Raw genomic sequence first — 13,707 nt, 5'->3', positions numbered from 1 at the left:
ATTCTATATTATTCGCCTAGCGCCTTTTCTGCAGCAGCACTACCTGCCGTATGACCTGTCGAAAAAGCAATGGTTAGGTTATATCCGCCCGTGTATCCACTTACATCGAGCACCTCTCCACAGGCATAGACACCTGAGATTAGCTTAGATTCCATGGTCTTAGGGTTTATCTCCTTAACTGAGACACCACCAGCTGTAACAAAGGCTTTGTCTAGCGATAGCGTTCCCTCTGCCTGAAACTCCACATTTTTTAAAAGCCCCGCAAACTCCTCAAGCTTTTTCTCTGGTATTTGCTTTAGCTTCTCTCCATCCGAAATTACTGCAAGCTTCAAAATATAGTCAGCGAGCCTCTTTGGGATTTCTGCCCTTAAATAAGTTTTTGGCTCCTTTTCTCCGTTAGTTCTTGCCATGCTTCTAAGCTCATCCAGGATTTCTCCCTTTGATTTTTGCGGAAGTAGGTCGAGGCTAAGTCTTACGGTTTCTAGCCTATCCTTTCGCATTATGCTGTTAACAAAGCCTGAGCACCTGAGCGCAATAGGTCCTGATAGGCCAAAATGCGTGAAAATCAAATCTCCTTCGTGGCTTGATACAAGTTTATTCTTTTTGTTATATACACTGAGCTTTACGTCTTGAAGCGATATCCCACTAAGCTCAGAGAGAAAATCACCATAATTTCTGCAAACTATGGGAACCTCAGCTGGATAAAGCGGACTTATGCTGTGCCCTAAAACCTCCATGAGTGCATAGCCATCTCCATTTGATCCAGTTGAAGAAAATGACTTTCCTCCGCAGGAAACTATTACGCATGGGGAGTAAAACTCCTCACCATGCTTTGTTCTAATGCCAAGAGCTTTCCCTTCTCTCTGCAGAATCTCTGTTACGGCACTTCCTGTCTTTATCTTTACACCATGCTTTTTTAACTTGGCTTCAAAGAGCTCAACTATGCTCTTTGATGAGTCAGTAACTGGGAAAACCCTGCCCTTGTCTTCTACCTTCAGCTTAAGCCCTCCCGATGTGAAGAAATCCATTATATCCTTGTTGTCAAAGCTGGCCATGCTGCTATATAGGAACTTTGAATTTACGGGAATCTTCGCAAGGAGTTCATCCCTGTCTTCTGCATTTGTGAGATTGCACCTGCCGCCTCCTGTTAGAAGAAGTTTCTTACCAAGAGAATCGTTTTTCTCCACCAAAAGAGTCCTAGCGCCGAGGCTCGCAGCCGAAACTGCTGCCATCATGCCAGATGCTCCTGCTCCTATTACTATTACATCAAATCCTTTGACTTTGCTCATTTCTGTCATTTCATCTCCGAATTCAATTTTTCCGTTAACTTTGTTATTTTTTTGACTAGAATGTGATTGAAATATGGTGTCATGGGTACAAAAAATATAGGCTTTTTGCCAAATACATCATAACTTTTTCTAATGTGATACGCAATATGTTTTGATCTAGTAACTACGGAATTATGCACTTTGTATGGTATATTAGATTCTCCAATGCAGAATGTGATATGTGATTAGTCTTTTTAATACTAGTTATAAGAAATCAGATTATTAACATTGTCCTATCACAATTGAAACTGTTTTGATAAACATTTATAATCTAATGTGTAGATTATGTATGTGATTTTGTTCATATAACTTATGTTTTATGTAAAGAAGGAGGAAATTTATGATTTCATTTATCATGGGTGTAGTACTGCTTATTGCGGGTTACTTTACCTACGGAAAGGTTGTCGAAAGACTCATCGGACCAGATGATAGAAGAACACCTGCGTACACTAAGGAAGATGGCGTTGACTACATTCCAATGAAGACTGGTACGTCATTCCTTATTCAGCTCCTTAACATCGCAGGACTTGGTCCTATCTTCGGAGCTCTATCAGGTGCTCTTTGGGGACCAGTAGTATATCTATGGATTGTATTTGGTACAATCTTTGCTGGTGGTGTTCACGACTACCTATCAGGAATGCTTTCAGAAAGAAACAATGGTGCTTCAATCTCTGAGATTGTCGGAAAGTACCTCGGACCAGTAATGAAGACTATCATGAGAATATTCTCAGTTGTACTTCTAGTCATGATTGGTGTAGTATTCATGGTTGGACCTGCACAGCTAATTGCACTTCTAACACCAGATGCATTTGGCGTTCAGTTCTGGACAATCGTAGTTCTTATTTACTACTTCCTAGCAACTCTACTTCCAATCGACAAGATTATTGGTAAGATTTACCCAATCTTCGGTCTTGCTCTTATCGTAATGGCTCTTGGAATCGGTGGTGCAACACTTCTACATTCAGGTGAAAGACCAATGCTTGAGATATGGGATCACTTTGAGAACATGTATCCTGCAAAGGACAAGCTTCCAATTTGGCCTCTAATGTTCATCACTGTTGCTTGCGGTGCTATCTCAGGTTTCCATGCAACACAGTCACCAATGATGGCTCGTTGCCTAACAAAAGAGAAGAACGGCCGTAAGATCTTCTACGGAGCAATGGTTGCTGAAGGTATTATCGCTCTTATCTGGGCATCAGCTGGCGTTGCATTCTACTACAACAGAGGTGGAGATGGTACTGGACTACAGGCTCTTCTAGATATGCAGGGTGGTAACTCAAACACTGTATATCAGATGTCAAGAGCACTTCTCGGTGGTGTTGGTAGCATCCTAGCTATGATAGGTGTTATTGCATGTCCTATTACATCAGGTGATACGGCATTCCGTTCAGCAAGACTTACAATCGCAGACTGGTTCAAGATTGACCAGCAGGATAAGAAGAAGAGACTTCTTCTTTCACTTCCACTACTTCTTGTAGGTTATGGAATTTCTAAGCTAAACTATGCAGTTATCTGGAGATACTTCTCATGGTCAAACCAGACACTTGCTATGATGGTACTTTGGGCTATCGCAGTTTACCTATGCCGTTACAGAAGCAAGATTAGCAGCTGGATGGCATCAATTCCAGCAACATATATGTCAGCTGTAACAGTAGCATATATCTTGCAGGCTAAGGAAGGTTTCAGAATCAATCCAACAATCGCTGATGGTATTGGTATCGCATTTGCAGCTGTAGTATTTGCTTTCTATATGATTAAAGTTTATACAAAGGCTGGAGATACACCACTTGTGGATACTCCACTAGAGGTTAAATAGTAATCTCTAATCAAATTAAATACATAGTGTATAAAGCCCCGTATTGTCTGATACGGGGTTTTCTTATTCATATCGATTAAACGGTTTCAGTTCCTTTTGTGCTTTATTACAGGCTAAATAACCGCACAAAGGTAAGTGAACTTTTGTACATGCAAAATAGCAGCTCTGGCAATATGCCAAGGCTGCTACTTTGGTTTACATATTCTACATTTATCTAAGCTTTTACGCCTTTTAGCTTGCGTTTTCTAATCGCAACGCTATGGAAGCTATCTGCCTCGTGGGTCAGTTCCTTTGCAACTACTTCGAGAATTTCGTCGAGTTTTTCGACATCCTCCTCTGAGAATCTCTCCTTGATGCGGTCGCAAACGATTCCGATATAGTCGTAGACCATACCGTAGTTTTTGGTGTACTTCTCGGTCGCTTCGAGGTAGTACTCTCTGCGGTCGGTTTCACCGCGCTTCTTGTTGATATATCCCTTTTTGATAAGGCTGTTTACTCTGTATGTCGCATTCGGCGAAGACATATGTGCTGCGTCGGCAAATGCGTTTACAGTTGGCTCTTTTAGGGCTGTGATTATCTCCATGCAAATAACCTCAAATGCAGATAGTGCATCATCGTCACTATCATCATTGAATGCCTTATCGTACAAGAGCAGTTTGAATTTGTCATAAACATGCGAAAAATTTTCTTTCAGCATATATCTCTCCCATCATCCTATTGCGAATGAAATCTCCCCACTGCAAGCTACTTCACCATCTACGGTCGCAACTACATTTCCGAAGCCTACGTTACCGCGGCTCTTAATGATTTCGCATTCCAGCGTCAAAACATCCCCCGGAACTACCTGTCTCTTAAATCGGCAGTTTTTGACTCCGCCGAAGAAGGCTAGCTTTCCTTTGTTCTCCTCGGCGCATAAAAGTGCGCAAGCACCAGTCTGAGCCAAAGCCTCGAGGATTAAAACCCCTGGCATGACAGCCTTCTGTGGAAAGTGGCCTAGGAAGTGCATTTCGTTCTGAGATACGCACTTAATTCCCTTGGCAAACTTACCTGGCTCCATATCCGTAATCCTGTCGACAAGAAGGAAAGGATATCTGTGAGGAAGAATTTCTTTTATCTGTTCTGAATTAAGAGTCATCTTAATCTCCTTTATTTTACACTAAACTCTCTTGAAAATCAAAGACGCATTATGTCCACCAAACCCGAGTGAATTTGACATAGCGTATTCGCTGTCAAAAGCTACTCCTTCGTTAGGACAAATCTTTAAATCACACTCATCGTCAGGCACTTTATATCCTACTGTAGGAGGTGCAAATTGGTCTTCTAGAGCCTTAATTGCCATTACAGCTTCAATTGCTCCACTCGCACCAAGAAGGTGTCCTGTCATGGACTTTGTTGATGAGATCAAAAGTTCCTTGCTGTGCTCACCGAAGGCAAGCTTTACTGCCTTGGTCTCACCCTTATCGTTAAGCGGTGTTCCTGTTCCATGAGCATTGATGTATCCAACTTCACAAGGCTCAATTCCGGCATCTCTAATAGCTAAGGTCATGCAGTCAGCAGCTCCACTACCATCCTCAAGCGGTGCAGTCATATGGTTCGCATCGCAGCTAGCTCCATATCCAGCAACTTCGCCAAGAATCTTTGCTCCTCTCTTAACAGCATGCTCATACTCTTCAAGGATTAGGATTCCGCTTCCCTCACCCATAACAAAGCCACTTCTCTCCTTATCAAAAGGAATTGATGCACGTGCTGGATTGTCTGAGTCAGAAAGTGCCTTCATAGAAGCAAATCCACCTATTCCTAGCTCGCAGATACAGCTTTCTGCACCTCCACAAGCCATTACATCCGAGTATCCATCTCTGATATAGTGGAAGGCTGCTCCTATTGAATCTGAAGCTGAAGCGCAGGCTGTAACAACGCAGGTACAGCTTCCCTTAAATCCGAGCTTGATTGCAATCATTCCTGCTGCCATGTTAGTTATGCTTGATGGAACAAATAGAGGTGAAACTCTATCATATCCGTGCTTATCCCCTCTTAGGCATTCACGCTGAATTACTGGAAGTCCACCGATTCCACTAGCAACATTTACACCGCATCTCAGCGCATCCTCTTTTGACATATCAAGACCGCTCTGCTTGAAAGCCTCCTCTGCAGCATAGAGAGCAAACTGCGTGAATCTAGCTGTTCTTCTAGCTTCCATCTTGTCCATGATTTCGCAAGGGTCAAAGTCCTTAACCTCGCCTGCGATTTTTACCTTTGATTCCTCAGTGTCAAACTGAGTAATGAAATCTATACCTAGCTTTCCAGTCTTGGCATTTTCCCACATATTTGAGCTTCCAATTCCTATAGGGGAAACTGCTCCGATACCTGTAACAACAACTCTTCTCTTCATAATTTCCTCCTACATGGCCATTCCGCCATCGACCTTGAGAACCTCTCCAGTGATATATCCTGACTCTTCAGTCGTCAAAAATAGAATTGCACTTGCGACATCTGCTGTAGTTCCAGCTCTTCCCATAGGAATGTTACTCTGGAGCTTTTCTGCTGCCTCTTCTGGGATAGCATCTGTCATTGCAGTGCTAATAAATCCTGGTGCAACAGCATTTACAGTAACGCCTCTGCCTGCCAGCTCTCTAGCAAAGCTCTTTGTCATTCCGATGATTCCAGCCTTTGCTGCAGCATAGTTTACCTGGCCTGCATTTCCAACGATTCCTGTGACAGATGAAACGTTTACTATTCTTCCGAATCTTTTTCTCATCATCACAGACGCAGCTGCTTTGATCATATAGAAAGGTCCGTAGAGATTGGTCTTTACGACGCTATCAAAGTCCTCTGCACTCATTCTCACGCCAAGTCCATCCCTTGTGATACCAGCGTTGTTTACAAGTATATCAAGTCTTCCTAGCTCGCTTATAGCAAGATCTACGATAGCCTTGCACTCCTCTTCATTTGAGACATCACCCTTTGCTAGGATAGCCTTAGCTCCTGCCTCCTCACAGAGTCTCTTTGTCTCTAGAGCAGCATCCTCACTTCTGCTGTAGTTGATTACGACATCAACACCGCTTTGAGCTAGCTTTACCGCAGCCTCTCTTCCGATACCTCTTCCGGCACCTGTAACTATTGCAACTCTATTTCCCATATCGATTACCTTCCTAACTCTTCAATGGCCTGGCGAAGCTCATCAGCTGTAGTAATGCTAATTGTCTTCACCGAGCGATCTACTTTTTTGACAAATCCAGACAGTGCATTTCCTGGGCCTATCTCAACAAAGTTTGTAACCCCAAGCTCTATTAGCTTTCTGATTATCTTCTCCATCAGTACACCAGACTGAACCTGTTTTGATAGAAGCTCTGAGATTGACTCATCTGCCTGCTTCACATCTCCTGTGTAGTTGAACAAAACAGGAAACTCTGCTTTGCCTAGCTTAAATTCCTTGGTCTTCTCAAGAAGAGCATCTCCGACTGGCTTCATGTATGATGTGTGGAACGGTCCTGAAACTGATAGTGGCATAACCCTTCTTGCACCCTTTTCTAGAGCGAGCTCAGATGCCTTAGCTACTGCTGAAGCCTCACCCGAAATTACAATCTGACCAGGACAGTTGACATTGGTTATCTCTGCCTTTTTGTCCCCATTTGATGCCTGCTTGCAGCACTCAGCAAGCGGCTCCTGCTCAAGTCCAAGGACAGCTGCCATGCTTGAATCTACGTCCTTTGATGCCTTAACCATCTCGTTTGCTCTAAACTGAACGAGCTTTAGCGCATCCTCGTATTCAAAAACGCCCGCACTGCATAAAGCTGTGTATTCTCCAAGACTTAGACCTGCTGCAAAATCAGGTTTAACTCCGTTCTCTTTTAGTACGCTGTAAATTCCCATACCGAAAGCCAAGAGAATGACTTGCGTATTTTGGGTCTGAGAAAGTTCCTCCATGCTTCCATCAAATGCGATGCTTCTCTGCTCAGCTGGCAGTTTGTCAAAGCAATTTTTAAATCCTTCAAACTCAGCGTACAAATCTCTGCCCATCCCTGGCTTCTGACTTCCCTGTCCAGCAAATAAAAAAGCTGTTTTCATTTTGTTCTCCTCGCTTAATATTTATTCAAATCCCTTTGACAGTTCATCCATAAGGTCCTTGACTTTAACTATTTTATCTATTCTTCCGCAGTTTTCACCGCTGAAGAAAAGTCCATTTTCTTCGTCTCCATTAAATCCTGCTATCAAAGCTGCGCTTATGCAGTACGGCGTCGTCTTAGGATCGCATGTACTTATGCAATTTATGCAGCGACTTGGCGCTTTTCTACCTTCCTTTTCGACCTGCTTGTGAAGAGCTGATTTAAGTGCTCTTCCTGGAAGCCCTACAGGACTTTGTATGATTTTTAAATCCTCGGCCTTCGCTTTCACGATTTTATCCTTAAATCCCTGACTTGCATCGCACTCTTCACAGGCGATGAATCTTGTTCCTATCTGCACGCCGTAAGCACCACACTTAAGTACCTTTTTGATGTCATCTGCATCAAAGATGCCTCCTGCAGCAAAGACAGGTATATCTCCACAGACATTCACGACATCTGAGACTATCTCAGTTAGAGGCTTATAGCTTTTCTCGAGCAATTCCTCCTTCTTAAAGCCTAGATGTCCGCCTGCTCCCGAACCTTCAACAACTATGAAGTCGGGTTTTCTTTCACATTTTTTATTCCAGCTTCTCATGATCAAAGCTGCCGCCTTGGCACTCGAGACAATCGGAGCTATTAGGACATCTTTGCCATCAACTAGTTCAGGTAGGGCAAGGGGGAGCCCAGCACCTGATATGATCGCATCTATTCCTTCCCTGACAGCAGCCTCGATACATTCCCTATAGTCAGTAGTTACAGTCATAGCATTTATGGCTATCATTCCTCTACCATTAGCAATTTCCTTAGCGATTTGTATCTCTTTTCTAAGGGCACGCACATCAGCCTCTACATGATTCTGATAGAAATCTTCCTCACGAAAGCCGATCAAAGCAGTTGAAATAACACCCATACCACCGCAAGCTGCGACGCTTCCGGCGAGCTTTCCCATGGATATACCAACTCCCATACCGCCCTGAATAACTGGAATTTCGAGCTTATCCCTAAAAACTTTAGCAGACGCTCTATTTGCAAAACTCATTCTTACATTCCTCATATTCTCTCATCATTTGCTCGAAAATACTGCGAAGTGGTTTCACTTCTTTGACGAGCGCTGACACCTGCCCAGCCATCAGTGAGCCTCTCTTGACATCACCTTCGTGGACAGCTCTTCTAAGTGCGCCGAGCGTATATTTTTCGAGCTCCATAAGGTCTGCACCCGCCTTTTCACGCTCTAGGTACTCCTGAGCCATTGGATTTTTAATGACTCTAACAGGGGCTCCTGAGTTTCTGCCAGTAACGATAGTGCTTCTATCCTTTGCCTTGATAACGGCATCCTTATAGTTTTGGTGGATAGGACACTCCTCGCTTGCAAGCAGTACAGTGCCGACCTGAATTCCCGTAGCTCCAAGGATCTCAGAAGCCGCCATCTGACGTCCGCCAGCTATACCACCAGCAGCTACAACTGGAACGCTCACTGCATCTACAATCTGCGGAACCAAAACCATGGTTGTGATTTCGCCGATGTGTCCGCCGCTTTCGCAGCCTTCAGCTATCATGCCATCAGCACCCATAGATTCAAGTCTCTTAGCAAGTGCAACCGATGAAACAACAGGGAACACTTTGATGCCCTTGCTCTTCCAAAGTTCGATATACTTGCCAGGATTTCCTGCACCAGTTGTTACAAGTGATGCGCCAGACTCAGCGATGACATCTGCCATTCTTTCAACATCGGGATTCATCATCATTAGGTTGATGCCAAATGGTCTATCCGTCTTTGCTCTAACAGCATCGATTTCGGCCTTTAACATCTCGGCATTCATAGCTCCAGTACCGATGATCCCCATGGCACCTGCATTTGATACATCGGCTGCAAAAGAACCCGTAGCAACCTGAGCCATTCCTCCCTGAAAAATAGGAAATTCTATATCAAAAATTTTATTTAAATTCATATTCAATCCCCTTATGCCCTAAAAAGCATTCCTCCATAAGTTAGTCCTGCGCCAAATCCAACGCTTACTGCTAGCATTCCGGGCTTAAGAAGGCCCTTGTCCCTCATGTCAGCCATTGCAATTGCAACGCTGGCTGCCGAGGTGTTTCCATATTCCTCTAAATCCATGAAGCATTTTTCAATAGGAACGCCTAGCTTTGAGGCAATACTTCTGATAATGCGCTTGTTAGCTTGATGGAAGATGAAGAAGTCAACATCATCCTTATGCACACCGTTTTGATCTAGTAGCTCCTGAGTTACCTCCGGAATCTTATTTACTGCAAATCTATAGACCTCTTGACCCTGCATGCTGATTCTCTGCTCAAATCTCTCGCAGTATAGGACCTCAGAATCTGAAATTACACCTTCTAGGTGTGCAAAGAAGGCATCCTCTCTCAATGTACATACGGCAGCGCCAGCACCGTCTCCAAAGAGCACATCTGTCCCTCTGTCCTTCATGCTCATGAAGCTGCTTATAGTTTCACTTCCGACCAGCAAAATGTTCTGGTAGCTTCCTGTATGAAGAAGTGCATTTGCTACAATTGCTCCGTATATGAAGCCTGAGCAAGCACCGTTTACATCTGTAGCAAGCACATCCTCTCTTAGCCCGAGCATACCGCAAAGTTCTGTAGCAACTCCTGGAGTTGCCTTATCTGCTGTAAATGTGCATACGATTACCGCATCTATATCGCGAGCAGAAAGCCCTGATTCCTCTATAGCCTTAAGAGATGCTTCGCAAGCGATATCTGCATTGCTTTGCCCATCTGCAAACCATCTGCTTTCGATACCGCTCTTTTCTCTAATCCACTCGTCACTTGTGTCCATGATCTTAGCCAGGTCGTCGTTTAGAACCTTTTTCTTGCCGTGAGCAAGACCAGTTCCTATAAATTTCATAGCAAGCTTTTCTTTCATCATCCTAAATAAGTTCCTTTCCGACCTTACGCAGCCTGTGATATCTCTGCTTTACGATATCCTCGCCACTTATCTTCATAAGTCTTGCGAGATTTCCTGCAAGTGCAGCATCTAGTCTCTTAAATACTGGCTCACTATTTTCGTGTGCACCTTCACCATCCTCTTTGATAACGCAGTCGCAGATTCCCATTTTCTTGAGTTCTGGCGCTGTCATCTTCATGTTCTCGCAGGCTTCCTTCCATCTTGAGGAGTCCTTGTACAAAATCGAGGCAAATCCCTCTGGTGATAGTATTGAAAATACGCTGTTCTCTAGCATTATCATACAGTCGCCAAAGCCTATAGCAAGGGCGCCTCCACTTCCACCTTCACCGATGAATACATTTACAACCGGCACTCTAAGTCTGCTAAGAGTTAGCAAGCAATGAGCAATCGCACTGCCTTGACCGTTTTCCTCGGCTTCCTTTCCAGGATATGCTCCAGGAGTATCAACAAAAGTAATGATGGGAAGTCCGAATCTCTCCGCGTGTTTCATGAGCCTTTCTGCCTTGCGATAACCTTCAGGATTTGGCATTCCGAATCTGTGACTTATCTTCTCATCAAGGCTCTTTCCACGCTCCTGAGCTATAACTACTACAGGTACTCCGTGAAATCTTCCGACGCCTCCAACAATTGAGACATCCTCTCCATGAAGTCTATCTCCTCCAAACTCACAGAAGTCAGAAATTAGTCTATCAATATAATCTCTGCCTGTAGGCCTAGTCTCGATTCTCGCTATCAAAACACGTTCATCTGCACTGCGACTTGAAAGCGTTTCATCCAGTTCTCTAGCTAATTCTTTTTTGTCTGAAGAAGCGAGCTGAGCCTTCTTTCCTTTTTGGTGGAGCGAAATGAGTTTAGCGATGTAGCTTTTCAGCTCTGCTCTTGGAACTACCCTGTCCAAGAGACCGTGCTCATAGAGGAATTCCGCGCTCTGGAAACCCTCAGGGAGCTTTTCGCCGATAGTTTGACTAATGACCCTAGGACCCGCAAAGCCAATAAGCGCTCCAGGCTCTGCAAGCTGAATATCGCCGAGGGAAGCAAAGCTCGCCGTGACGCCACCCGTTGTCGGATTTGTCATAACCGAAATGAATAGCCCTCCCGCCTCGCGTAGCTTACCAATAGCGGCTGAGGTTTTTGCCATCTGCATCAGAGATAGCATTCCCTCCTGCATTCTTGCGCCTCCAGAAGCTGAAAAAATTACCAGTGGAAGTTTTTTCTTGGTCGCATATTCAACAGCCCTTGTAACCTTCTCACCTACAGCCATGCCCATGCTGGCCATCATAAACCTCGAATCCATGACACAGATAACTGCTTTGTGTCCGTCTATCTTGCAGGTTCCGGTGACCACAGCCTCAGGCATATCAGTCTTCTTTTCCATCTCTGAAAGCTTGTTATCGTATTCAGGAAAATCGAGCGGATTATACCCCTTTATCCATCTTCCGAACTCTCTGAAGCTGTCCTCATCGCAGATGTACTTGATGCGCACTCTAGCTGCGATATTCTTATACTTACCGCACTCAGGACATTCGTATAGATTGTCTCTCCACTCGTTCTTTGGCGCCTGAAATCCGCAGCCCTTGCATTCCACTATTTCGTTTTCACTGCGTATCTCCTCAAGCGTCGCTGATGATTTGCTGATTTTCTTAACAAATCTAAGCAGCTTTATCTTGTCGCCTAAAATCTTTTCCATTATTTTCCTCTTATATCAGTAGCAGTCCTCAAAAGTTCTAATAGTGATTCCTGCTCTTTTTCAATAAATGAAGTGTTGTAATTTCCTCTAAGAAATACTCGATTAAATAGAATTAGATACTGTAACAAAAGCGTTGTATCTATTCCCTCGATGATGGTCTCCTCAAGAGCCCTTCTCATCCTTCTCACCGCCTCAACTCTAGTGTCGCCGTAGACGATGATTTTAGCTGCCATAGAATCGTAGTAAGGACTGATGTCGCAACCACTATAAAGCGCGCTCTCGACTCTTACACCGTTCCCTCCTGGGAAGTGAACCATGTTCACATGTCCTGGAGAAGCAGCAAAATCCCTGACCGGATTCTCAGCACAAATTCTGCACTCTATTGCATGACCTTTAATCTTTACATCGCTTTGGTCTATATCAAGCGGCAAGCCCGAAGCGATTCTGATCTGCTGAGCAACAATATTTACCCCTGTTACCATCTCTGTTACAGGATGTTCAACCTGAATTCTCGTGTTCATCTCGATAAAATAGAAGTTATTCTCAGTGTCGAGCACGAATTCAACAGTACCTGCACCCTCGTAGTTACAAGCCTCGGCAGCCTTAACCGCCGCTTCACACATCCTATCTCTAAGTCCCTGATCAAAGGCAAATGCTGGAGCTTCCTCTAGCATCTTCTGATTCTTCCTCTGTATTGAGCAGTTTCTCTCACCTAGGTGAATCGTCTTCCCATAGGAGTCAGAAAGTACCTGTACCTCTATGTGCTTAGGGCTCAAAATAAGCTTTTCGATATATACTGTATCATCACCAAATGCTGCTCTTGCCTCGGCTCTTGCCTCATCAAAGGCTCTTTCTATATCCTCAAGTGAGTTTGCCTTTCGCATGCCTCTGCCACCGCCACCTGCGGAGGCTTTGATCAAAATAGGAAAGCCTATCTTCTCAGCTATGCTCTTTGCCGTCTCGATATCCATAACCGCCCCATCTGAGCCTGGAACCGTTGGTACTTTAGCCTTCATCATAAGCTCACGCGCAGCAGACTTATTTCCCATCTGCTCTATGACACTAGATGATGGACCTATGAATTTGATACCGTTCTCTTCGCAAAGTGCAGCGAATGCTGGATTTTCTGATAGAAAGCCGAAGCCCGGATGGACTGCATCACAGCCCGTTCCGAGCGCCGCCTCTATAATATTATCCATCTTCAAATAGCTTTCCGAGGGTGGTGCAGCGCCGACACAAACAGATTCATTTGCGAGCAGGACGTGCAGCGAATCCTTGTCAGCTGACGAATATATCGCTACGGTTTCTATATTTTTATCCAAGCACTCTCTGATTATTCTCAGAGCAATCTCTCCTCTGTTTGCAACTAGGACACGCTTTAGCATCTGTCTACCTCGTAAATATTTTGATCGAACTCGACCATGTCTCCATTGTTTTGCAGTACATTCTTTACTACTAAATCATATGGCGCCTTGATCTCATTCATCATCTTCATAGCCTCAATTATGCACATAGGCTCTCCAGCTTTGACCTTGCTACCTACCTTAACGAATGGCTCGCTCTCTGGGTTTGCTGCAAGATAAAGAGTTCCGACAAGCGGACTTTTGATGTACTCCTTGTCATTCTCATCTTCCCTAGTCTTTGGTGCTACCTTTACCGCCTTGCTTACTAGATCTGGCTGGCTAGGCTGAATGGCATATACATCAAAGCTTGGATTTGCGTTTGCCTTCTTCAGCTTAAGCTTAAGGCCATCAGCATCAAATTCCATCTCCGAAAGGCCAGAGGTCTCGAATATCTCTATTAATTCCTTGACCCTGTTCTTAACTTCCATG

13 protein-coding genes are annotated in these 13,707 nt (G+C 44.3%); 1 reads left to right on the top strand and 12 read right to left on the bottom strand.

Annotated elements, in window-relative coordinates; translation table 11 throughout:
- Nucleotides 1–8 precede the first annotated feature (8 nt).
- Nucleotides 9–1,298 carry a hypothetical protein gene (locus ADJ67_03010; GenBank protein AKT46748.1) on the bottom strand — a complete coding sequence of 430 codons (1,290 nt, stop codon included), beginning with the start codon at nt 1,296–1,298 and terminating at the stop codon, nt 9–11.
- 370 nt (nt 1,299–1,668) lie between these two features.
- Between ADJ67_03010 and ADJ67_03005 the strand changes: the two genes are divergently transcribed.
- Entirely contained in the window at nt 1,669–3,144 is a 1,476-nt protein-coding gene (locus tag ADJ67_03005; protein AKT46747.1) for a carbon starvation protein CstA, read from the top strand.
- A 214-nt stretch (nt 3,145–3,358) separates the two neighbouring features.
- Here the strand turns inward: ADJ67_03005 and ADJ67_03000 are convergent, their stop codons facing one another.
- From ADJ67_03000 to ADJ67_02950, 11 genes are all read right to left on the bottom strand, one after another.
- A complete protein-coding gene (locus tag ADJ67_03000; GenBank protein AKT46746.1) occupies nt 3,359–3,841 on the bottom strand; it encodes a hypothetical protein in 483 nt (160 codons plus the stop codon).
- 12 nt (nt 3,842–3,853) lie between these two features.
- The gene (locus ADJ67_02995) at nt 3,854–4,279 is read right to left on the bottom strand and encodes a 3-hydroxyacyl-ACP dehydratase (GenBank protein ID AKT46745.1); all 426 of its coding nucleotides are present in this window, start codon (nt 4,277–4,279) and stop codon (nt 3,854–3,856) included.
- Between the two features lie 21 nt (nt 4,280–4,300).
- A complete protein-coding gene (locus ADJ67_02990; GenBank protein ID AKT46744.1) occupies nt 4,301–5,536 on the bottom strand; it encodes a 3-oxoacyl-ACP synthase in 1,236 nt (411 codons plus the stop codon).
- Nucleotides 5,537–5,542: 6 nt separating this feature from the next.
- Nucleotides 5,543–6,286, bottom strand: a complete 744-nt coding sequence (locus ADJ67_02985; protein ID AKT46743.1) for a 3-ketoacyl-ACP reductase — start codon at nt 6,284–6,286, stop codon at nt 5,543–5,545.
- Entirely contained in the window at nt 6,286–7,209 is a 924-nt protein-coding gene (locus ADJ67_02980) for a malonyl-CoA--acyl carrier protein transacylase (protein ID AKT46742.1), read from the bottom strand. Before ADJ67_02980 ends, ADJ67_02985 begins: the two co-directional genes overlap by 1 nt.
- Before the next feature lie 21 nt (nt 7,210–7,230).
- Nucleotides 7,231–8,286, bottom strand: a complete 1,056-nt coding sequence (locus ADJ67_02975) for a 2-nitropropane dioxygenase (protein AKT46741.1) — start codon at nt 8,284–8,286, stop codon at nt 7,231–7,233.
- Nucleotides 8,270–9,196, bottom strand: coding sequence for a 2-nitropropane dioxygenase (locus ADJ67_02970; protein AKT46740.1), 927 nt, complete (start codon nt 9,194–9,196; stop codon nt 8,270–8,272). Before ADJ67_02970 ends, ADJ67_02975 begins: the two co-directional genes overlap by 17 nt.
- A gap of 11 nt (nt 9,197–9,207) precedes the next feature.
- Complete coding sequence (locus ADJ67_02965; protein AKT47647.1) at nt 9,208–10,128, bottom strand: hypothetical protein; 921 nt, start codon at nt 10,126–10,128, stop codon at nt 9,208–9,210.
- Between the two features lie 22 nt (nt 10,129–10,150).
- Nucleotides 10,151–11,794: an acetyl-CoA carboxyl transferase gene (locus tag ADJ67_02960; protein AKT47646.1), complete on the bottom strand. Its 1,644-nt coding sequence runs from the start codon at nt 11,792–11,794 to the stop codon at nt 10,151–10,153.
- An 80-nt stretch (nt 11,795–11,874) separates the two neighbouring features.
- On the bottom strand, nt 11,875–13,260 hold the full coding sequence (locus tag ADJ67_02955) for an acetyl-CoA carboxylase (GenBank protein AKT46739.1): 1,386 nt from the start codon (nt 13,258–13,260) through the stop codon (nt 11,875–11,877).
- Nucleotides 13,254–13,706, bottom strand: a complete 453-nt coding sequence (locus ADJ67_02950) for a hypothetical protein (protein ID AKT46738.1) — start codon at nt 13,704–13,706, stop codon at nt 13,254–13,256. The genes ADJ67_02955 and ADJ67_02950 overlap by 7 nt, the downstream gene beginning before the upstream one ends.
- Between the last annotated feature and the right edge of the window lies 1 nt (nt 13,707).

This window comes from Eubacterium sulci ATCC 35585 (genome assembly GCA_001189495.1).
Taxonomy (GTDB): Bacteria; Bacillota; Clostridia; order Peptostreptococcales; family Anaerovoracaceae; genus Eubacterium_B; species Eubacterium_B sulci.
Note: the sequence above shows the minus strand (reverse complement) of the source record. Positions and strands in the feature narration are given on the sequence as shown.